This window comes from Geomonas anaerohicana, from assembly GCF_016458305.1.
GTDB classification, from domain to species: Bacteria; Desulfobacterota; Desulfuromonadia; order Geobacterales; family Geobacteraceae; genus Geomonas; species Geomonas anaerohicana.
In genome coordinates, this window is record NZ_JAEMHL010000007.1 from 1 (window position 1) to 20,149 (window position 20,149).

The 20,149-nt window shown below is 55.5% G+C and carries 24 protein-coding genes, 2 pseudogenes and 2 riboswitches; of the genes and pseudogenes, 10 read left to right on the forward strand and 16 right to left on the reverse strand.

Annotation, left to right across the window (positions count from 1 at the left end; genetic code table 11):
- Positions 1–133: 133 nt before the first annotated feature.
- The 6 genes and pseudogenes from JFN91_RS13505 to JFN91_RS13530 form a co-directional block, all read right to left on the reverse strand.
- Positions 134–511, reverse strand: coding sequence for a response regulator (locus JFN91_RS13505; protein ID WP_199389721.1), 378 nt, complete (start codon positions 509–511; stop codon positions 134–136).
- Between the two features lie 970 nt (positions 512–1,481).
- Complete coding sequence (locus JFN91_RS13510) at positions 1,482–3,134, reverse strand: sensor histidine kinase (protein WP_199389722.1); 1,653 nt, start codon at positions 3,132–3,134, stop codon at positions 1,482–1,484.
- Entirely contained in the window at positions 3,124–4,596 is a 1,473-nt protein-coding gene (locus JFN91_RS13515) for an ATPase domain-containing protein (protein ID WP_199389723.1), read from the reverse strand. The genes JFN91_RS13510 and JFN91_RS13515 overlap by 11 nt, the downstream gene beginning before the upstream one ends.
- Positions 4,597–5,086: 490 nt before the next feature.
- Complete coding sequence (locus JFN91_RS13520) at positions 5,087–5,461, reverse strand: response regulator (RefSeq protein WP_199389724.1); 375 nt, start codon at positions 5,459–5,461, stop codon at positions 5,087–5,089.
- Positions 5,462–5,632: 171 nt separating this feature from the next.
- A pseudogene (locus tag JFN91_RS13525) lies at positions 5,633–5,824 on the reverse strand (sensor histidine kinase); the annotation flags it as partial.
- A gap of 179 nt (positions 5,825–6,003) precedes the next feature.
- Positions 6,004–6,303, reverse strand: a complete 300-nt coding sequence (locus JFN91_RS13530; protein ID WP_199389726.1) for a hypothetical protein — start codon at positions 6,301–6,303, stop codon at positions 6,004–6,006.
- Between the two features lie 255 nt (positions 6,304–6,558).
- Between JFN91_RS13530 and JFN91_RS13535 the strand changes: the two genes are divergently transcribed.
- Positions 6,559–6,852, forward strand: coding sequence for a hypothetical protein (locus JFN91_RS13535; RefSeq protein WP_328747033.1), 294 nt, complete (start codon positions 6,559–6,561; stop codon positions 6,850–6,852).
- On the opposite strand, the gene JFN91_RS13540 is transcribed toward JFN91_RS13535, so the two are convergent.
- Entirely contained in the window at positions 6,840–7,238 is a 399-nt protein-coding gene (locus JFN91_RS13540; RefSeq protein WP_199389727.1) for a response regulator, read from the reverse strand. The two genes, JFN91_RS13535 and JFN91_RS13540, sit on opposite strands and share 13 nt — an antisense overlap.
- A 590-nt stretch (positions 7,239–7,828) precedes the next feature.
- Positions 7,829–8,008 (reverse strand): annotated as a pseudogene (locus tag JFN91_RS22495) (integrase core domain-containing protein); the annotation flags it as partial.
- Positions 8,009–8,203: 195 nt separating this feature from the next.
- On the opposite strand from JFN91_RS22495, the gene JFN91_RS13550 reads away from it, so the two are divergent.
- Positions 8,204–8,902, forward strand: coding sequence for a carbonic anhydrase (locus JFN91_RS13550; RefSeq protein WP_236015145.1), 699 nt, complete (start codon positions 8,204–8,206; stop codon positions 8,900–8,902).
- Positions 8,903–8,986: 84 nt separating this feature from the next.
- Here JFN91_RS13550 and JFN91_RS13555 read toward each other — a convergent pair whose 3' ends face one another.
- The 7 genes from JFN91_RS13555 to JFN91_RS13585 all read right to left on the reverse strand — a co-directional run bounded on the left by JFN91_RS13555 (position 8,987) and on the right by JFN91_RS13585 (position 13,309).
- Positions 8,987–9,187, reverse strand: coding sequence for a hypothetical protein (locus JFN91_RS13555; protein ID WP_199389728.1), 201 nt, complete (start codon positions 9,185–9,187; stop codon positions 8,987–8,989).
- A gap of 133 nt (positions 9,188–9,320) precedes the next feature.
- Complete coding sequence (locus JFN91_RS13560; RefSeq protein WP_199389729.1) at positions 9,321–9,782, reverse strand: hypothetical protein; 462 nt, start codon at positions 9,780–9,782, stop codon at positions 9,321–9,323.
- Positions 9,783–9,971: 189 nt separating this feature from the next.
- The gene (locus JFN91_RS13565; RefSeq protein WP_199389730.1) at positions 9,972–10,340 is read right to left on the reverse strand and encodes a hypothetical protein; all 369 of its coding nucleotides are present in this window, start codon (positions 10,338–10,340) and stop codon (positions 9,972–9,974) included.
- A gap of 279 nt (positions 10,341–10,619) precedes the next feature.
- A complete protein-coding gene (locus tag JFN91_RS13570; protein ID WP_199389731.1) occupies positions 10,620–11,285 on the reverse strand; it encodes a lipid-binding SYLF domain-containing protein in 666 nt (221 codons plus the stop codon).
- A gap of 195 nt (positions 11,286–11,480) precedes the next feature.
- A riboswitch (cyclic di-GMP riboswitch) is annotated at positions 11,481–11,557 on the reverse strand.
- An 8-nt stretch (positions 11,558–11,565) separates the two neighbouring features.
- Positions 11,566–11,967, reverse strand: a complete 402-nt coding sequence (locus JFN91_RS13575) for a bacteriohemerythrin (protein WP_199389732.1) — start codon at positions 11,965–11,967, stop codon at positions 11,566–11,568.
- 82 nt (positions 11,968–12,049) lie between these two features.
- Positions 12,050–12,991 carry a DUF4382 domain-containing protein gene (locus JFN91_RS13580; protein ID WP_328747038.1) on the reverse strand — a complete coding sequence of 314 codons (942 nt, stop codon included), beginning with the start codon at positions 12,989–12,991 and terminating at the stop codon, positions 12,050–12,052.
- A 33-nt stretch (positions 12,992–13,024) separates the two neighbouring features.
- A complete protein-coding gene (locus JFN91_RS13585) occupies positions 13,025–13,309 on the reverse strand; it encodes a hypothetical protein (RefSeq protein WP_236015146.1) in 285 nt (94 codons plus the stop codon).
- Between the two features lie 111 nt (positions 13,310–13,420).
- A riboswitch (cyclic di-GMP riboswitch) is annotated at positions 13,421–13,497 on the reverse strand.
- A gap of 217 nt (positions 13,498–13,714) precedes the next feature.
- Between JFN91_RS13585 and JFN91_RS13590 the strand changes: the two genes are divergently transcribed.
- The gene (locus JFN91_RS13590; protein ID WP_199389733.1) at positions 13,715–14,083 is read left to right on the forward strand and encodes a hypothetical protein; all 369 of its coding nucleotides are present in this window, start codon (positions 13,715–13,717) and stop codon (positions 14,081–14,083) included.
- Positions 14,084–14,105: 22 nt separating this feature from the next.
- Here JFN91_RS13590 and JFN91_RS13595 read toward each other — a convergent pair whose 3' ends face one another.
- A complete protein-coding gene (locus JFN91_RS13595; RefSeq protein ID WP_199389734.1) occupies positions 14,106–14,519 on the reverse strand; it encodes a PilZ domain-containing protein in 414 nt (137 codons plus the stop codon).
- A gap of 325 nt (positions 14,520–14,844) precedes the next feature.
- Here JFN91_RS13595 and JFN91_RS13600 point away from each other — a divergent pair, with 325 nt between their 5' ends.
- From JFN91_RS13600 to JFN91_RS13630, 7 genes are all read left to right on the forward strand, one after another.
- Positions 14,845–15,795 carry a ribose-phosphate pyrophosphokinase gene (locus JFN91_RS13600; protein ID WP_199389735.1) on the forward strand — a complete coding sequence of 317 codons (951 nt, stop codon included), beginning with the start codon at positions 14,845–14,847 and terminating at the stop codon, positions 15,793–15,795.
- Between the two features lie 57 nt (positions 15,796–15,852).
- Positions 15,853–16,440: a 50S ribosomal protein L25 gene (locus JFN91_RS13605; protein ID WP_199389736.1), complete on the forward strand. Its 588-nt coding sequence runs from the start codon at positions 15,853–15,855 to the stop codon at positions 16,438–16,440.
- 12 nt (positions 16,441–16,452) lie between these two features.
- Positions 16,453–17,019: an aminoacyl-tRNA hydrolase gene (pth, locus tag JFN91_RS13610; protein WP_199389737.1), complete on the forward strand. Its 567-nt coding sequence runs from the start codon at positions 16,453–16,455 to the stop codon at positions 17,017–17,019.
- 151 nt (positions 17,020–17,170) lie between these two features.
- A complete protein-coding gene (ychF, locus tag JFN91_RS13615) occupies positions 17,171–18,265 on the forward strand; it encodes a redox-regulated ATPase YchF (protein WP_199389738.1) in 1,095 nt (364 codons plus the stop codon).
- A 235-nt stretch (positions 18,266–18,500) separates the two neighbouring features.
- Positions 18,501–18,902 carry a 30S ribosomal protein S6 gene (rpsF, locus tag JFN91_RS13620; RefSeq protein ID WP_183350615.1) on the forward strand — a complete coding sequence of 134 codons (402 nt, stop codon included), beginning with the start codon at positions 18,501–18,503 and terminating at the stop codon, positions 18,900–18,902.
- 3 nt (positions 18,903–18,905) lie between these two features.
- On the forward strand, positions 18,906–19,184 hold the full coding sequence (gene rpsR / locus JFN91_RS13625; protein WP_183350613.1) for a 30S ribosomal protein S18: 279 nt from the start codon (positions 18,906–18,908) through the stop codon (positions 19,182–19,184).
- 12 nt (positions 19,185–19,196) lie between these two features.
- Positions 19,197–20,138, forward strand: coding sequence for a YybS family protein (locus JFN91_RS13630; RefSeq protein ID WP_328747045.1), 942 nt, complete (start codon positions 19,197–19,199; stop codon positions 20,136–20,138).
- Positions 20,139–20,149: the final 11 nt, after the last annotated feature.

The following is a 20,149-nucleotide window of genomic DNA, read 5'->3' on the forward strand; positions in this document are numbered from 1 at the left end:
GGGGTACATGACACCACTGGAGTATGAACAGAAAACAGCCTAAACTTAGTTGTGTCTATTTTATCGGGGGAAGATTCTTGTGAGGAGGACGTGTATAAGACTAGGACGGGGAGGGCGGGAGGGAGACCTGAAATTATTGATCCGCAGGCTCAGTGCCCAGAACCGATCTGACCAGTTGCAGCAGTTGTAGCGGGTGGAAAGGCTTCCGGAGTGCGTGGACAGCCGGTGGGATTCTTTCATGGAACCCGGTCATGTAGATGACCTTGATGCCGGGTTTGAACTTCTTCATTTCGTGGTAGCTTGATATGCCGTCTCTTTCGGGCATTACGATGTCTGTCACCAACAACTCGATGGCATCTGTATTTTCGATGAACTTTACCAAGGCATCCTGACCATTGCTTGCTGTAATCACTTCGTAGCCGTTGCTGATCAGGAGGTCTCGAAGCACCTCCCTTATTTCCGGTTCATCATCGGCAAGCAGAATGGTCTCACGCGTTTCACTACATCTCATGCAGGCCTCATAGTTCGTTAAAAAATAATTACCACAGCCACCTTTATACTAGCAGATGGTCAATGAGTGTCTATGGACGATAAACCTCATCCGTTGCAATGAGTTGTTCGCAACGCCGACCTTCATGGCAGTTTTTAAGCTTAACCCGCCGGCGGAATAGGTCCTTTAATCGCCGACTGTTGTCTGTCCCCATCCCGGTCCTGTCGACACCTATGGCGGGGCGCACTTCTTCATTTCTTACCGGTGACAAGGCAAAGCATTACCTCACTCGCGAAATCCACCCTTTCATAAGGTGCTTCTGTGCAAGTATCAGTTGCAGCTAAATAGAGCCTGCACTTGGTGGACCTGTCGTTGCAGAAATGGCCAAGCATGAAGTCAATCACTTCAGGCGACTCACTTCGCTTTTCTTCAGAGATTGGGCATGAGCTAAAAAGTGTGCACCGGGCCATGTAGAGACCTCCACGTAAGTAGGTGCCATTATAGTTAGTGAATTGGGTTTGTAAATATACTTTGATGTGACAGTTTTTAAGAAGCCGACCAGGGTGACCTGGCTGGAATGTGAGGAGGAATTGTAGAATCCCAGGAAGGGGAGGGTGGGAGACTTAAAACCATTGATTGTCCAAAACCGTCCTGATCATGTGGAGCAACTGTATCGGATGGAAGGGTTTCAGAATGATATTGGCATAAGTTGGTAAGTTTTGTGGGAAGCCGGACATGAAAATTGCCTTGAGGGCTGGGTTGAAACACATACTGGGCCTCATGCTTGGTCTGATGCTTAAATTACCGCCGCCTGTATACCCGTAAATTAGTCAAAAAGCTATGGACGATTGACCTCCAACCGCCGCGAGGAGTTTTGATATAGCTATATAGGCGCTGCGATTGCGAGGCGTGGGGGGGCGGAATGCTTGTTCTGGTGCCCGACTAGCGGGGGGGAAGGGTGAGGTACAGAATTGGCGGAGAGATGGCCCAGTCACACCTCGATCCTGAATTCGGCACCGCCTCCGACGTTGCGGACGGAGAGGCGCCCGCCCATGTGTTTCTCGATGATGGCTTTGGCCATGTAAAGGCCGATGCCCGTCCCTTTGTCGGGCCCCTTGGTGGTGAAGTACGGGTCGAAGATCCTCTCCATCAGGTCCTCGGGAATGCCGCCTGCATTGTCGGTTATGGTTGTCACGGCCTTGCCGTTTTCCCTGAAGATGCGGATGGCGATCGCCGGCTCTCTCACGTTTCGCTCCAAGAGAGCGTCCTTGGCATTCATGAGGAGGTTGAGCAGCACCTGGGAAAACTCGTTGGGGAAACCTTCGACAGCGGTATCATCCTGCGGGATGACCGATACGGCCACATTGGCGTGCCGGAAACTCGCGTCGACAAGCTTGATGGTTTTGGCAAGTATGTCCTGTACCGAGAAGGGGACCTTTTGCTTGTCGGGCTTGAAGAAGCTGGTGAAGTCGTCGATGGTGTGCGACATCTGCCTGATCACCCGCATCGCCTGCGCAGTGCTGGTGTTGAAGACCTCGTCGTGGAGCTGGCCCATTTTGTAGAGCGTGTAGGTTTCCTGAACGATCAGAGCCAGCGCATTCAATGGCTGCCGCCATTGGTGCGCGATGTAGCCGATCATCTCGCCCATGGCCGCCATCCGGCTTTGCTGCATGAGCTGCTGCTCCTTGGCGCGCAGCTCTTCGGCACCGCGCAAACGCTCCTCGGTTTCGCTGCGCAGGCTCTGCAGCGCCCGAGTCAGCTCCTCCGTCCTTTCCTGGACCCGCACCTCGAGTTCGTCCTTCGCTTGGCGTAGTTCCGATTCGGTACGTTTCCGATCGGTTATGTCGTTGCAAAGGATGGCAACCTGCCGGTTTTCCGGCGGGCCGAAACGAAAGGCGTACACATCGAACCAGCGGTCCTGCTTTTGGGCCGGTCGCTCGAAACGCAGGGGCTCGCCGGTCTCGATTATGCGTCCGTATATTTCGAACCAGTACTCTTCCTGCCCTGGGGCCAACTCCCGGATGGTTTTGCCTTCGACATGCCTGAGCCCGGTCTGCTTTTCGAAGGAGGGACTGGTTTCCAGGAAACGGTAGTCGAGCGGTTTGCCGGTTTCATCATAGAGCATTTCGATGATGCAGAACCCCTCGTCGATGGAGACGAACAGCGTGTGGTAGCGCGTCTTTGCTTCCTCCAGAGCCTGCAACTGGTCCCGCACCAGGTACTGCCGCCGACGGCTGCGCAGTGCGGAACGGATGATTGCCACCAGGGTGTTCACCCGCACCGGCCGTTCTACGAGGGTCACGTCGCCTGGCAGCAGCAGCGCATCACGGGCCGTCTGGGTTTCGGGGCCCGGGCGCAAGAGCACGATGATCGGCAGCTCAGACCAGGCCGGGGGTGCTCCCCCGCTCAGGGCGCCTACCAGGCACTGCTTCGTGGCGGAGGAGAGGGCTTCCTCCTCGATCAGCAGCGCTCCGGCCCCCTTGCCGATTTCCGCGCAGAGCTCTGCCTGGGTCGCGCACATCTTGTAGGCCACATTTATCCGCTCCAGCACCCGGGGCATCGACCAGGCATCCCGTCCCTCCGGCAGGAGCATGAGCACCCGCTCTTCCAGGAGGCCGTGTGTCCCTTCCTCGCTAGACGGCAAGGATGGGGACCCCCGTCAGCACCCCCTGCATCTCCACCAGCGGCTCACCAATGGAAAGCCCTTTGCCACTGATGCTGAGTTCCCGTATGGTTTTCTCGTGGTCGTATCCCCTCTTCTTGACCACCGAGATGGCTCGCCTGACCTCTCCCCGGTGCTCGAAGAAGCGCAGCAGCAAGATGGTATCGGCGAGATAGCTGACACCCTTCAACTCGGGCGGCTCCTTGCCGAAGAACCCCTCCTGTTCCACGATCAGTAGCGTAGTGACTCCCATGTGCGACAGGTAGGTCAATAGCTCGTGAAGATGGATCGCCAGGTATCCCTGGTCGGGCATGGAGTTGGCGTAGCCGCTCAGCGTGTCAATCACCAGAATGCGGGCATCCCGCTCCTCTACCTCCTGGCGCAGTTTCGCGGAGAACTCCCCAATGGAGAATTCGGCAATGTCGACATGGCTGAGCGCAATGACACCTTTGTCGACCAGTTCCCCCACGGCAAGCTCATTTTCATCGGCCCGTTCCCGATACGACTCCGCCGTCTCGTCGAAGAGGTACACTGCAACGTGCTCGGAGTTTTTCGCGGCGGCAACTACATACTGGCTTGCCACAGTCGTTTTCCCTGTGCCGGAAGACCCTATGATGGCAACGACGCTCCCCCTGTTCACCCCTCCGCCGAAGAGGAGGTCCAGCTGTGCGTTGCCGCTGGAAATGAGTCCTTGTTGCGGAGGCCTTCTGTGCTCGCCGGCGATCAGGGTGGGGAAAACGCGGATCCCACCTGTCACGATCCGGAAGTCGTGCCAGCCGCTGCGGTAGGCTCTGCCCCGTATTTTCAGCACGAGAAGCCTGCGGCGTGTAGGGCCGAATCCCAGCACCAACTGTTCGAGGTAGATGACCCCGTGGCAGATGGTCTCCAGGTGCATATCGACGTCTGTCCGCTCCACAGTGACGTTGTAGGTAAGAAGGACGGTGGAACCACCCCCCTCCAATTCCTGCCGCAGGGACAGGACCAGCCGGCGGTACATGATGTAGTCTTCGGTGAGAAGGCGCAGGTCCGACAGCGAATCGATTACCAGTCGCTTTGGCTTCACGCGCTGGATTTCGGTCACTAAATCCTTCAGCACTGCTGCCGGCTCCGTTTCGGCCGAATGGAAAATCCTCTGCTCCGGACCCTGGAGGATATCCTCCGTTATTTTTGCGGCATACATGGCGAAAAATGCCGGATCGAGATTTATGTCCCCCACCTTCGCCAAGGCGACCAGTTCCTCTCCGGCGCCTCCGACCGTGATATAGAGGCACTGTTCCCCCCTCCTGATACCTTCGGCAATGAATTGGAGAGAGAAGGTGGTCTTCCCGGTGCCGGGAGCACCAGAAAGGAGGTGCATCTTGCCGGCGGTTAGCCCCCCGTGCAGAATATCGTCGAAGCCCGCGACGCCGGTTGAGACCACCTCAGAGGAGGTTTTTTCTTCCATGCTGTGCTCCTCGTGCTGCACCCGATAAAGTTCGAAGGACAAAGCCAGGTGTCACTGCGGCATGCCAGTGAATCCAACGCAGGTCACAGTCGGTTGTCATTATAAAAAATTAAATTAAATTGGCAACTCCCCTCGTGGCGCACTCTCCGGCGGCGATCTCATTTTTGGGTACAGTTGCGCTGAAGGAAGTAACCCTAAAGCGGACAGATTTCGCGCTCTACAACACCGCTACTTTGCGAGCGGGAACCATTCGAGCGGATCAGGCAGGCGTCGCGTATGGTCGTAGCTAGAGGGGGGGCTGCCTGATTTCATCGGGGATTCTTCGCGTTTGATGTGGTGACAGAGAGTAGCCCGTCACCTGCTCCCGGTGCCGCCGGCAGTTGACGGATGGCGAGCGGTACATCCTAGACGAGGATTACCAGGACATCTGCCCGGAATGTGAGGAGGAGGTGTATAGGACTGGTGAAGGGGTAGGGCGGAAGACGTGAAACTATAGATCCAAAAGCTTGTTGTCCAAAACCGTCCTGATCATGTGGAGTAACTGTACTGGAGGGAAGGGTTTTAAAAGAATGTGGACATAGGGGGGGAGGTTTTCAACCATGCCGGTCATGAAAATGACCTTGATCGGGGTGATCTTCTTCATTTCCTTGTAGGTTTCAACGCCGCTCATGCCGGGCATGACGATGTCGGTCAGAAATAAATCAAATACAGTAGGATTCTCCGTGAACGTTTCCAGCGCCTCCTGACCATCGGCTGCCGTAATGACTTTATAGCCTTGGCTAGTAAGAATAGTATGTAGTGTATCCCTAACCAGTTGCTCGTCGTCAGCAAGTAAAATAGTTTCTACTTTTTCTGCACCGCTCATACAGGGGCCTCGTGGCTGAGTGAAAACTCAAATCCTTCTTGGCCTGTATACCAGTAAATCAGTCAAAAAGATATGGATGATTGACCTCATGACTTTCGGTGCCTGAGCATGCCGGCACTTTTACCGGGCGACGAACTGCGGCAGCGCATCGAGCAGCCGGGCGAGTTCATGCTACGGCAAGGTGAAGTAGAAGGCAGCTCCTTGGTCTTTCTTCGATTCCGCCCAGATCCTGCCGCCGTGACGGTCGATGATCCGCTTGACGGTGGCAAGCCCGATGCCGTTGCCCTGGTACTCCTGACCGAACAGGCGCTGAAAGGGATTGAACAACTGGTCGCTGTATTGCATCTCGAACCGGACGCCGTTGGAGGTCATCTATCAGATTCCCCATGTGGCTACTGGCCAACCTGGTCTCCAACAAAGCATGCTACACGCAGCATCTCGGGGTCAAAAAGCAGCAGACTATATCCTCAACATGAAGGAAGTTGGAAAGGATCAAATAGCTGATGACTCTGCAGAGTTGTAATTCCCACCCTTAACTCACATCAATTGACTATTTCCCCTAATATCTCCACCAGCTTAGTTGCCCTTTCTATCATTCTATCTGCAAATAATTTCTCATGACTTATTCTGTATGTAAATTCCTTCGAAGACATAGCAATACCATTATTCAATAAAAAATCATAATAGCTATTCTCGTCTTCCTCTGGAATGACTATCACTATTCTTTGTGCAGTGTCGTAATCACTAAAGTGTGGGTTAAGTATAAGGCAATTAGGGTACTTGATATGGACAACCCCAATATCTCTTGGCCGTATGTTTAAAATGTCAACGATAGTCCCCATGCAGTTCACCTCCGTTAGATGGACAAATTAACTACTGGGAGATAGGGCGGAATGTGCTGTGTAGATCAGGTCAGGGAGGAAGAAGGGGGCTTGTGCTACGATGATTCCCAGTGGTGGCAGGTACAGGCCCGCTAAATGACCTGACAGAGCAGCGTGATCCCTGCTCCATGGTGGCAGCTATATGTCGTATATGTATATCGAGTGCAGGCAATGGAAAGGTAGCACAGCTGCGTTGTTATTTAACCACAAGTTTATGTGAAGGCAAGGGGCCAGACCATCAAGAGGAAGCACAAGGGGAACAACTACCACCTGTACGCCGGGACCAAGGACACCCTCTACATCTACAGTGAGAGCGTTGCCCTGTATGTCCTGGCTATCAACAGAGAGCAAGGGCGCATCGGCCTCAACGCCTACATGTCGCCAGGGCCCTTCCCTATCAACAGCTTTTACATGCATTCCTCCAAGGAGATCAAGGACCTATTCGGCCCGCACTGGGAGCACGAACCATCTATAGACAATATGATGAAACTAATGGACTACCTGATGTGAAAAGAGGGTGGTTTCTCGCCTAGGATTGAGCGAATTGCTTGAAGGATATCAATAGGAGAGAAGGGCTTTATGAGGATACTAACGCCTTCGGGAAGCGGGCGCTCTGGGACATATCCGCTCATGTAGAGGACTTTAATAGAAGGGTCTATGGTGCTTATGATCTTATAGCTTGAGATACCGTCCATTCGAGGCATGACGATGTCAGTTACAACCAAACTGATACTCTGCTGATTTTGCTTAAACTTTTCTAGTGCATCCTGTCCATCAATCGCCTGTATCACATTGTAGCCTTGACGAACCAGGAGGTCATGAAGCATCGCCCGTAATTGGGCCTCGTCATCAACAAGAAGTATTGTTGTAGAGCAAGCAGGTTCGTCCTGTCTCATAATAACCTCATTGTTGAGTTGAAGGATGCTCAGATTGTCCGCCGTAGGTAAGTTAGTAACACGGGGTAAAAAGCGGTAGGCAGTCCCCCCCATCACCTCCCATTCATAACATTCACTTGCTAGAAATCAGTTTGCAGTCTGCTCATAGGCCGCAGTTTGTAAACTGTTGTCACTGCTTTAATTATTGCATTTTAAATCTATAGGTGTCAACACCTTTCCACTGCGCCTGTGGATAATCCTCTAAAAACTGTGGATAAATGTTTTAGTTGTAACGTAAGAATAGGCACTTTTACAGCTTGCACATTTTCTGTACATCTTTCTAAGTGGGTGTAATTGCATGTCAATATTTATCTACTGTAGAAGCAGCTGGGGACGCTGTATGCGGTTTCTATTATTAATCAGTAACAAATGCAAGGAGGTGGATAAGTGACTAGAATCATACAGTGAAAGGATGAGAAGCTAAGGGCAGTATTTCAAGTTGTTAGCATTGAACATTAAAACTATTGGAGGAACGATAATGACCATCGATACCCTGTTTGGCCCAGAAGAAATTCCAGCACCCAAGCCACGTACCATCAAGCTCAAGATCATCAAGGCCGTCCAGACAACCTGTCCGCTGGCGCGATGTAGACGATGGCGCTGTGCAAATGGGCGTCGTTGTAGTGCTCGATGTATTCGCCAGCGACCCTACGCGCATCCTCCAGAGAAAGTGGCGTCTTGGGAAGGATGCACTCCCCTTTGATGGTCTGATGGAAACGCTCCGGCTTTCCATTCGACTGTGGGGGCTACCCTTGTTTCGTACCAACCTCGTAACCTGATCGCAAGCTACCTCGACTTCTTGGTTTAATTTTAACAACAATCACATTAAAATAATTGCATTGTTGTTGGGCGTTGTTTACAGTGTGCGCCCATTTAGCGGCGGTTATGCTGCGACTACAGGCCCTTCGGGCAAAAAAGGAGGATCAATGTTCAAAAGATTGGCTGTGTACATGGCACTGGCAGGAAGTTTGCTCTCGGTTGCGCCGACCTGGGCTTCGTCCACCACGACAACAGTAACACCGGACCAGGCACTGGGCATGCTGATGGCGGGGAACAGGGAATTCGTGAAAGGGGAAATTGACCACCTGGAGAAGATGTCGACTCCGGCGCGTAGGACCGAGCTCGTAGCTGGGCAGCACCCCTACGCGATCATCCTGACCTGCTCCGACTCCCGCGTTCCGCCTGAGATCCTCTTCGACAAGGGACTGGGTGAAATTTTCGTTGCCCGCGTGGCCGGCAACATTGCGTCGGCCAGTGAATTGCTCGGGAGCATCGAGTACGGCGTCGAGCACCTGGGTGCCTCGCTGATCATGGTCCTTGGTCACTCCAAGTGCGGCGCTGTCACCGCCACCTACGATTCCCACGTTGCGGGCACCATGCCGCCGAAGAATATCGACAGCTTGGTCAAAGCCATTGATCCTGCGGTAACCGAAGTACTGGCCACCAACCCGACCGGGACCAAGGCGGAGGTCGTCGAAGAGTGCATCGTCGAGAACGTCAAGAAGGTCGCCGAGTCCATCGAGGTCAACTCCCCGATCGTGAAAGAGTACCTGGAACTGGGCAAGGTCAAGCTGGTGAAGGCGAAATACGACCTCGCCACCGGTGTCGTTACCGTTCTCCCGTAGTCCGCGTTCTGAGATGAGGCAATAAAAAAAGGGGATTGGCCTTCCGGCCAATCCCCTCTTCACGCTTTCCGCCTTGGTGCGTTTTTAGATCCTGTGCTTCAGCAGGTCTTTGCCTTTTTGCACCAGGTTCGAGTTGGAGTCGATTACGTCGTTGAAGAACCTTTCCACTTCCTGATCGCCTTCGGCGTCTTTAATGTACTGGCTGCAGGTTTCGGCCGCCTGCGATGCGTTGTAGATTACGCTGACCAGGTCGAATTCTTTATTTTTAAGCAGATCTTTTGTCATGGCAAACCTCCACTGCGGTTACTCACCTTTATGCATTTCCCATTCTACGGAGTCTTCACCGACCCTCTCGCCAGCCGGTGTTGGTTTCGATGCCGATTCCGGCATCGCATCCGTTCATGACCTAAGGCTTATCTTACTCTTTCTCGTCCTGGCTTTCCAGATCGAAGACACCCAAAGGTAGATCGCTTACCTTCACCTTTGCGGTGATGACCTTCACCTTTGGGGTGATGACCTTCACCTTTTCGGTGATGACCTTCACCCTTTTGGTGATGACCATTACCTTTTCGGTGATGACCTTCACCTTTTCGGTGATGACCTTCACCTTTTCGGTGATGATTTTAACCTTTTTGGTGATGACCTTCAACTTTTCGGTGATGACCTTCACCTTTTCGGTGATGACCTTCACCCTTTTGGTGATGGCCTTCACCCTTTTGGTGATGGCCTTCACCCTTTTGGTGATGACCTTCACCCTTTTGGTGATGACCTTCACCTTTTTGGTGATGACCTTCACCCTTTTGGTGATGACCTTCACCTTTTTGGTGATGACCTTCACCTTTTTGGTGATGACCTTCACCTTTTTGGTGATGACCTTCACCCTTTTGGGCCGGGTCGAGATTTATGATAAGCACCGCTAGAGAGGTCAATGGGACACTTGAACATTAGGGGGAGAAGGAGTTGAGCGTAGTCTTTAGCAGGAAAAAGTCCCCGAGACCGATGGTTGGGTCCCGGGGAATGATTGCGCCTAAATCAGCTGTCTGGCAACCTGTCTGGTTCTTATGCCTGGTCAACTTGCCGCAGGTGCTACCACCGTTTTCCTCCGAAACTTAGGGACGTAAGCGTTGAATCCAGCTTGTACCAGAGATGGTATGTCCTCCTCCGTCGCTACCGATTGCAGGAACGAAACGATCTTCCTCAACATCTCGGTGGCAACTTTGCGAGCGCTGTTGCGTTTTAAGATCTCAGCGCGATTACCCGTTTTGCCCCCTTCGTACGCAGCATGGTAAACATCAATGGCTTGTTGGTAGTTTTCTACGGGGAAAGGGCCATTCTTGTACAGCGCCAAACATGCCAAACTTCGGGCCGTGCGAGAAAGGTAGCTAAGGTATTCTGAGTCTCTTCCTTTTATCTCGACTGCGATTTTTATGTAGGACATGGGTGGTCTCCTCTCTCGACAGGTTTCAGCCAGCAAATACCGTCCAGTCTAGGACCTTCCTGCGGGGATGCAACTGTCGGAATTTCCGTCAAAAAAAGCAATTTACCGCTTCATTAACCTAGACGGAGATGGGAGAGGAAATAACAGGTTGATATGTGTCGTGAAGGGGGCTCATTAATGCGTTAAAAAAAATCACAAATGAGAGGTTTTTGGGGGGGCAGCACCCAAAAGGCCGCCAGCCCCAGAGGGGAGGGCGGCCTTCACAGCAGGTGGGAGTGATTACAGCAGGTCGAGCAGTTTCTTTACTTCCGGAGTGCGCTTGCCGGCCTCGCCGGCGGCGATGGTCCTCGGATCGAGGTTGCCGTAGTAGGCGCCGTTGGCATCGTCGTCGATCATGAGCGCTGCGCCGTTGAGGGCGATCCCGGCGAAGAGACCGCGGCTACGGGAGTAGGAAAGTATCTCGCTCTTCAAGGTAATGTCGGTGGCACCTTCGGCGCTGCGGCCGACCGGGCCGGCGGCTACCGAAGCGTCGGCTCCGAGTGTGAACTTGCCCCTGAGCACGCCGTCTACGCCTTTTTTCGTCTTAAATACCAGGATCAGGTCGGTCGATTCGGCGCCGATCTGCCAGCCCAGGCTGCCGCCCGCGATCTTCACGAAGACCGGATCGCTCCAGTTTCCTTTCTCATCGCGTACGGTCAGGATCCCTGTGCCGTACCTGCCACCCACGACGAAGCCAACCTTCAGCACTTCGGGGATGATCATGATGCCTTGGGCGTTCTTCAATAGCATCGGGGGAATGCCTTCCTCGGGGATCGACTTGATCGCCTTGACGACCTCGATGCAGTCCTCGATCTTCCTCGATTCCTTTCCGGCATAGGCCGGGGTCACTGAAATGACCATCATCACAGCCGCCACGGCGGCTAGCAAAAGTTTCATTGCTTTCATATCCTTTATCCTCCTTTCAGTTGATGCAGTTTTGGATAACCAGAGCAAATCCCCTCGGTCTCCCCTTCGCAAAGAGGAGGACACGAGTTCTCGTGCAACGCCCAGTCGGGGAACTATACCGCTCGAATCCTTCTATATAATATTCCATATCTTTGGCGGAGGAATCAAAAAAGCCGGGGCCGAGTATCTGGTGTCTTCGGCAACCCGGCTGTCTCGGTGAGACCCTGTAGGCTTTCCGCCCCATCCTCGCGGATGGTTGAGTATTGTCGTTATGTTGTTGTCACCCGTTTCGGGACTTGGTGTTCAGATACCTGCCGAACTCGGCATCGGTTTCGCGTATGTGGTGCGTGACCCAGTTGCAGAGAAACCAGAGGAGTTCGACGGACGCCTTGGTATCAAGCGCCTGTTTTTTCTTCAGTTGTGCGATCTTGGCCCGGAATTGCCGGTGTTCGTCCTTGTGAGTGCCAAGCTTAGGGTAGGAGGAGTTCTCCATCCACCGCTCTTCACAGCCGAAGTGCTGCATGGAATAGTCGATGAGAATCTCCAGCACCGAAGGGTCCAACTGGTGTCCCTCCCGGAAGTGGTCATACGTCTGGTTGAGATACTGCACCAGGCTTTGGTGGTGTTGATCGATCTCTTGTATGCCGATCACATAACAGTCCTTCCATTCAATTATAGGCATACACTTCCATCTCCCTCTTCTTTAAATGCACCCGGCTCTCCCCCGGGGCGGGGAGGGCCGGGTTATGACATGACGGCCGCGGCTATTGCGGGACGAGGACGATCTGCCCGAGATCTCTGGCCTGCCCTTGGACTACCGGCACTATCGCCGATGAGTAGAGTGTGAAGCCGTTGGAACTTATGAAGGTCTTATAGCCCCAACTCGGGTCGTTGGGATCGCTAGCCGGTACGAAGGCGGAGAAGGGCGCTTGCCACTTGCCGCTGGTATAGGCGGCGAAGATCTGGCCGGAGGCGATGGGCGCGGCGTCGTTGATGGTCCCGCGCCGCTTGATGGAAACGGTCGCGCTGCTCCAATTCTGGAGCGTATTGCTGACGTTGCCGATGATGGAGCCGAACTGGTTCAGGACGTTGGCCATCTGGATCATCCTGATGCCGGTCGGCTTGAAGTTGTACTCGCCGCTGTTGCCGCGCTTCACCACCGCGGTATTCGGGTCGAAGTCGATCATGACCGCGTTGATCACGCCAGGTTTCACCTCGATGGGGCCGAGGATCTTGAGGCCGGAGGTCTGGCCGCTTGGAGTGGTCAGGGGGATCTTGTTGTTCGGGTCGCTCTTCAGGGTAAGGTAGTTGACCGGGGCCTGGTTACCGTTCGGGTTTGGGTACAGAACCAAGCGGATCTGGCGGTAGGTTCCGGCCGGCAGCACGATCTCACCCAGGGCCTGCTGGACGAACTGCAGGGTCATAATGTCAATGACCTTTTCCTGCGGGTTGAACCGGGCCAGGACGGGCAGGGCCGGGTCGTTGTCAGCGGCGTTTTCGTGGCCGGCCGGCACCACACGGATCTCCTTGATGGAGATGACCAGGTTCTGGTAGGCGTCGCTTGGCTTGTCGGTGATGGCGAGCTTGAAGGTTCCGGTGCTGGCGCCGCCGCCACCGCCACCGCAGCCTCCGAGGTAGACCATCGTGGCGATGATGGCGCAAATGGCGATAATGACGGATCTAAAGGCAACAGACGTGTTTCGCACAATGCTAACCTCCCTTTACCCTTTGAACAGCTATTAGTCCTTGTGGTGTTTTTTGTGCCCTTTCTTTTTGCCGTTGTCGTGATGCTCCTTTTCGTGGTGCTCCTTTTCCTTCTTCAGGTAGACCCTCTGGTGGTTTTCCACGTAATAGGGGCGGCCGGAGTCGTAATAGATGTGCACTCCCGGAGGAGCGGGCAGGTAGCCGTTCAGGTTGATGTTGACGCCGACGGATCCCGCCTGCGCCGTCGGGGCGGTTGCAGCAGTGAGGATGCATACAGCTGCTCCGGCAGCCAAGGTGTTCAGTAACGATCTCATGCTCATAGGTGATTCCTCCTGGTGTACCAGCCTTCGTGTCGACACAACCGGTTGCGACACAAGCGGTGGCTGGATTCTGGGCAATAAAAAAGCCGGGGCCGAATATCTCTGTGATATTTCGGCGACCCGGCTGTCTCGGTGAGACCCTGTAGGCTTTCCGTCCCATCCTCGCGGATGGTTTAGTATTATCGTGTATCGTATGGGGTGGAAAATTTGGTGGAACGATAGCTCAAGGCAGGAACCCTGTCAAGGAAGCTTTTTAAACCTGAGACCATTTCCGATTCGTTGCCAATACGTACCAATAGCAAAAACACTAAAGTTTCCCGTGCAGTTGCCGAAATAGTGAAACATGGACGCGGTGGCTGCGCCATCTATGTTTTAATGCATTTTTGAGCAGTATCGGGAGAGGGCATGGTTAGAAGCATCCTGGAAATCGGTAATGCCAAATACAAAATCGACAAAATTGCACTAGGCCGCTTCAAAGAAGAGGTGCGTCAAAACTGGGGCAAGGAGAGTGCCGAGGCGGCACCGGAAACCGGTCGCGACCTCACGCTGGACGAATCGCTGGATGCGGTATTCCTGGAAGTGATGCAGTTGTACAACGAATACGCCAAAAGCGAGAGCATCGATGTCCTGCTGCGATTGAAGGATAAGTTGGAACAGGTTTCCCTGCGCTACAAGAGCCTCGCGCTGGCCGAAGAGGTGCTCAACATCAACAGTTGCCTTCCCTACGAAAGGCGTATCCCCAAGGACTCCGACATCAGCCCCACCAAGCATTGAGCGGGACGAGGTGCGCGGGCGGTCAGAAGATGGCCAGCGCAGGTTCCCGGATGCCGTTTCTTTCTTCCTCGGTAATGGAACGCTCCTCCCTGAGGCTCTCCCACTCCTGCATGAGCTTGTCCGGTTCCGATGTCTGCTTCTTCAGCAATTCCAGTAGCCTCAGTTCTGAGTCCCCCGTAAATCCGATAAACTTCACCCCGACCATCGAGAAGAAACAGTGCACGACGCTCACCGTGATGGTCAAAGGTTCCTTCCCCGGCTCGAGGGGGATGGTGAGCCTGCAGGTCTCGTGGAGTGGCACCATCAGGCATTCGTTGGCGCTGATGAGGGCGCCGCGAAGACTGACGTTTTCCAAGCGGCAACGATATTTGATGTCATGATGATCCAATTCCCCTGGGGCACTGTATGTGACCCGGTGAAAGCGCCGCTGTTCCATCTTCGTATCCTCCTCGCACACATCCGTTTTGATCGGCAGGGTTCTTATCGTCTGGGATGGATACTAACTGTAGCTGTTTTTGTCAACAACCCTTGTGGTGCAGGTATTTTTGGGGGAGGGAAACAGCGTGGGGGGCATAAGGCCGGCAGAGGATGTCCCGTGTGGGGCGGAGGGGCTCTCATGGTAGCTTTTCGATTGACTTCGCGGGGCAACTATTGTATTAAGTAGCGTTTCCTGGGTTTTGGATGCAGGCTGCCCCGCCGTCGCGACCGGTGCACGCGCAGCCAATATATAAAAGAAAAAAACAAAGAGGGCCGGTGCATTGATGGAAAACAAGATCAGGGTGTTCAGCGGTAACTCCAATCCGGTTCTGGCAGAGAAGATCTGTGACTGCCTCAGGGTTCCCTTGGGCAAGGCCAAGGTGAGGACCTTCTCCGACGGCGAGATCATGGTCGAAATCGGCGAGAACGTGCGCGGTCGTGACATCTACGTGGTTCAGTCCACCTGCTGCCCGACCAACAACAATCTGATGGAACTGCTCATCATGATCGATGCCCTGAAGAGGGCGTCCGCAGCGACCATCACCACCGTGATCCCCTACTACGGCTACGCACGCCAGGACCGCAAGGCTGCTCCCAGGACCCCGATCACCTCCAAGCTGGTGGCCGACCTGATCACCGCCGCCGGCGCCGACCGCGTAGTTACCATCGACCTGCACGCAGGCCAGATCCAGGGTTTCTTCAACATCCCGGTCGACAACCTCTACGCTGCGCCGGTGCTCCTGGCCCACCTGAAGAGCCGCTTCGCCGACGACCTCGACAACCTGGTCATGGTTTCCCCGGACGCAGGCGGCACCGAGCGCGCCCGTGCCTTCGCCAAGAGGCTCGGCTGCACCCTGGCCGTCATCGACAAGCGCCGCACCGGGCCCAACGTGGCGGAGGTCATGCACCTGATCGGTGACGTGAAGGGCAAGAACGCCATCATCCTGGACGACATGATCGACACCGCCGGCACCCTGACCCATGCTGCCCAGGCTCTGAAAGATCACGGCGCAGCCAACGTCTATGCCTGTGCCACCCACGGCGTCCTTTCCGGCCCGGCCATCGAGAGGATCAACAACTCGGTCATCGAGAAGGTGGTCATCACCGATACCATTCCGCTGGGCGAGAAGGCAGAACAGACCGACAAGCTCAGGGTGCTTTCCGTAGCAGACCTTCTGGCCGAGGCGATCCGCCGCATCCACGAGGACGAATCCGTCAGCTCCCTTTTCGTGTAGTACTTAAATAAAACTGTCATTGGAAGATCAAATACCAAGATTGACATCGGAGGATGTATGAGTAAGCAGGTGCTGAATGTTGAACTGAGGGAAAAAACCGGCAAGGGTATCTGCCGTCGTCTGCGCGCCGCTGGCCGCGTTCCGGCCGTCGTGTACGGCAAGGGCATTGAGCCGGTCTGCATCTCGCTGGGCCTTAAGGAGCTGACCGAAGCCATCGCCGGCGAAGGCGGCCGTAACCACATCCTGACCCTGCAGGGCGTAGCCGCACTGGAAGGCGCCAACGTCATCGTTGCCGACCTGCTGCGCGACTCCCTGAAGAACCACGCGCGTCACGTCGACCTGCACAAGATCAACCTCGCCGACAAGGTGAAGGTACAGGTCAAGCTGAACCTGGTCGGCACCCCGGCCGGCGTCAAAGCTGGCGGCTTCCTCGACTTCGCCATGCACACCGTTGAAGTCGAGTGCCTCCCGGTTCACATCCCGGCGCACATCAACGTCGACGTCACTGAGCTCGTCATCGGCCACTCCATCCACGTGGGCGACATCAACGCCCCGGTGGGCACCGCCATCCTGAGCGATCCGAAGGCTCCGGTGGTCAGCATCCTCGGCCGCAAGGCTGCAACCGAGGAAGAGGCCGCCGCCTAGTCCAGGACCGTTATGGCAGCAAAACTGATCGTAGGGCTCGGCAACCCCGGGCCCAAGTACACATGGACCCGCCACAACGCGGGTTTCATGGTTTTAGACCGCTTGGCAAGCCTGTCCAACATCGCCGTCACCAGGAAGGCCTTTTCCGGCCTTGCCGGTGACGGCAACTGGGCGGGCGAGCGGGTCTATCTCCTCAAGCCGCAGACCTTCATGAACCTGTCCGGCCGCTCGGTGGCCGAGGCGCTCCGCTTCTACAAGCTGTCCCTGTCTGATCTCATCGTGATCCACGACGACCTCGATATCCCCTTCGGCAAGGTGCGACTCAAGGAAGGGGGCGGTCACGGAGGCCACAACGGCCTGCGCTCGCTGGGGCAGGAGCTGGGCTCCAACGCCTTCGCCCGGGTGCGTGTCGGCATCGGCCGGCCGCTGCACGGCGACGTGGTGAACTTCGTTCTGACCAACTTCGCCAAAGAGGAGATGAACGAGCTGCTGGAAGTGCTGGATACATCCCTGGACGCCATGGAGATGGCGGTCAAGGAAGGGATGCCCAAGGCGATGAGCATCTTCAACGCGAAGTAGGATTATTCATTTACACTCGCATCCACTCTCCCTCTCCCTTGACGGGAGGGGGCAGGGGGTGGGTGAAGATGCCATCGCAGCCGAGGTGGCAAGCTCCCCCACCCCTTGATTCACTCCCGCCAGGGGAGGGGAAACATAAAGGAAACGCACAATGGGTTTCAACTGCGGCATAGTCGGTCTCCCCAACGTGGGAAAGTCCACCATCTTCAACGCGCTCACCTCGGCCGGTGCCGAGTCCGCCAACTACCCCTTCTGCACCATCGATCCCAACGTAGGCATCGTATCGGTGCCCGATCCGCGCATGGACAAGCTTGCCGAGATCGTTCATCCGGAACGGATGCAGCCGACCACCATAGAGTTCCTGGACATCGCCGGCCTCGTGAAGGGGGCGAGCCAGGGTGAGGGGCTTGGCAACAAGTTTCTCGGGCACATCCGCTCTGTCGACGCCATCTTGCACGTTGTGCGCTGCTTCGATAATGAGAACGTGGTTCACGTGAGCGGCAGCGTCTCACCGGTGCGCGACATAGAGGTCATCCAGACCGAATTGGCGCTAGCTGACCTCGACACTGTGGAGAAGCGTATCCTGCGCACCGAGAAGCAGGCGAGAAGCGGCGACAAGAAGGCGAAGGAAGATGTCGAGTTCTGCCAGAAGGTAAAGTCGACCCTGGAAAAGGGGCTCTCGCCGCGCGACCTGGCCGAGAACGAGGACGAGCGCCTGATCCTGCGCGACATGCATCTCATGACCGCTAAGCCTGTTCTCTACGTCGCCAACGTGGCCGAGGACGACCTGGAGGGGAAACACCCCTACGTCGAGGAAGTGCGCCAGTTGGCCGCCAGGGAAGGTAACGGCGTGGTCTTCATCTGTGGCTCCATCGAGGCGGAGATTTCCGAGCTCGCCGGTGAGGAGAAGCAGGCTTTCCTCGAGGAGATGGGGCTTGCCGAGTCGGGCCTGGACCGTCTGATCCGTTCCGGTTACGAACTGCTCGGGCTCATCACGTACTTCACCGCGGGCGTCAAGGAAGTACGCGCCTGGACCATCACCAAGGGGACCAAGGCCCCCGGCGCCGCCGGCGTGATCCACTCCGACTTCGAGAAGGGGTTCATCCGCGCCGAGGTGATCGCCTACAATGATTACATTGCGTCCGGCGGTGAGAGCGGCGCCAAGGAGAAGGGCCTGATGCGCCTGGAAGGAAAAGAGTACGTGGTGCAGGACGGCGACGTGATGCATTTCCGGTTTAATGTTTAAAGGCAGGTCAAGATTGAGATTAAGATTAAGCGAAAACCTCTAAAGTGCGTTTTGGCGGGTCATGCCATGACGACTCTAGCCTCTACTTAATCTTAATCTTTGTCTCAATCTGTTTTTTGCCTTGTCAAAGCTTAATATCTGTAGTAATAAACAGCGTTCACCAGAACGGCCTAAGGGCCGTATCTCCTTGCTCCGGGTTGGACCGGGGCTAAATAAACCGTGAGGAGGCTTAACAATGAGCAGGATGTACGAGACGATTTACATCGTCCAGCCGGACCTCGGTGACGAAGAGATCAAGGCTCTTTCCACCAAGGTGCAGGACGTAATCGCCAGCATGAACGGCGATTTCAAGAGGCTTGAAGACTGGGGCACCAGGAAGCTGGCTTACCCGATCAACAAGAACCCCCGTGGCCGTTACTTTTACCTCCGTTTCGACGCAGATGCCCCGCTGATCGCTGAGCTGGAGCGTCGTCTGCGCCTTGATGACAAGGTGATCAGGTACCAGAGCGTGAAGCTCGAGCAGGAAGTGGTTGCTCCGGCAGCCGCTCCGGCCAAGAGTGCCGAGGAAGGGACCGAGGAAGTGGCTGCTGCTGCTACCGAGGCTCCGGCCGAAACGACTACTACGGTGGAGGAATAAGAGATGGCAGACGAAAGAGCACCCCAGAGAACCAGCAGCGGCCCGAGGAAGAAGCGTCCGTTCCAGCGTCGTAAAGTCTGCCGTTTCTGTGCAGACAAGCAGGTAACCATCGATTACAAAGATCCCCGTACCCTCCGTTACTTCGTTTCGGAGCGCGGCAAGATCATTCCGCGCCGTATTTCCGGCAACTGCTCCAAGCACCAGAGGGAAATCACCGAGGCGATCAAGCGCGCCAGGAACATCGCGCTGCTTCCGATTGCCGGCAGCCACGCAACCGCCTAGGTGCCGCTGACGGTGACTCCGTTGCAGGGGAAGATCTTAGATGTGATCAAGGGGAGCGTCGCTACGGTGACGCTCTTCCTTGCTTTCGTCTATCTCCCCGTGATCGGCACCATCCCCGGGCTGTTCGCCTCGGCCCCGGCCGCATTCTACGCGGTCAAGCGGGGCAGGGGGACCGGACTGGCGGTAGTTCTGGCCAGTTGCGCCATTTTACTTGGCGTCGGTGATCCGGCCGCGACGGCCATCTACTTATTACAGGCCGGCGTGCTGTCGCTGGCCCTTCCCGAGTTCCTGCTCAGGAACAAGGGGGGAGCCCGTTCCGTCATCTACTCGGTGGCGGTTACCATCACGGTCCTTTTGATCGCCGCGGTGGTCTACGGCATGTCCACTGGCGCCGACCTGCACGCGAAGATCAGCAAGGGCGTGCAGACGAGCATCAACCAGACCTCGCAGATCTATCAGAAGGCGGGCGTCAAGGGGGACGAGCTCAAGGCGCTGCAGGATTCGATGCATCAGGCCGGACAGTTGGTGGTTACCATCTACCCGGCGCTGGTCACCGTGGCCTACGGGATGATCGCCTGCATGAACCTGATGCTCCTCGCCGGTATAGCGACGCGCCTGCGCATGCCGCTGTACGTCGGGGATTTCAGGAAGTACAAGAACCCGGAACCTTTGATCTGGCTCCTGATCGTGGCCGGTTTCGGCACCCTGGTGCCGGAAACTATCGTGCACCTGGCGTCCTTGAACGTGCTCATAGTTTTGGGTGCGGTGTACTCGGCGCAGGGCTTCGCGATCATCAGCTTCTTCTTCAAAAAGCTCCAGGTTCCGGTCTTTATCAGACTTTTGGCAAGCCTGCTCCTGATCTTCCAGCCCATGATGGTGCTGGCGGTGGCGGCGCTGGGCGTATTTGATCTCTGGGCGGACTTCAGGTCGCCCAATAAACAGGAAAACCTGTAACTAACCAGGCT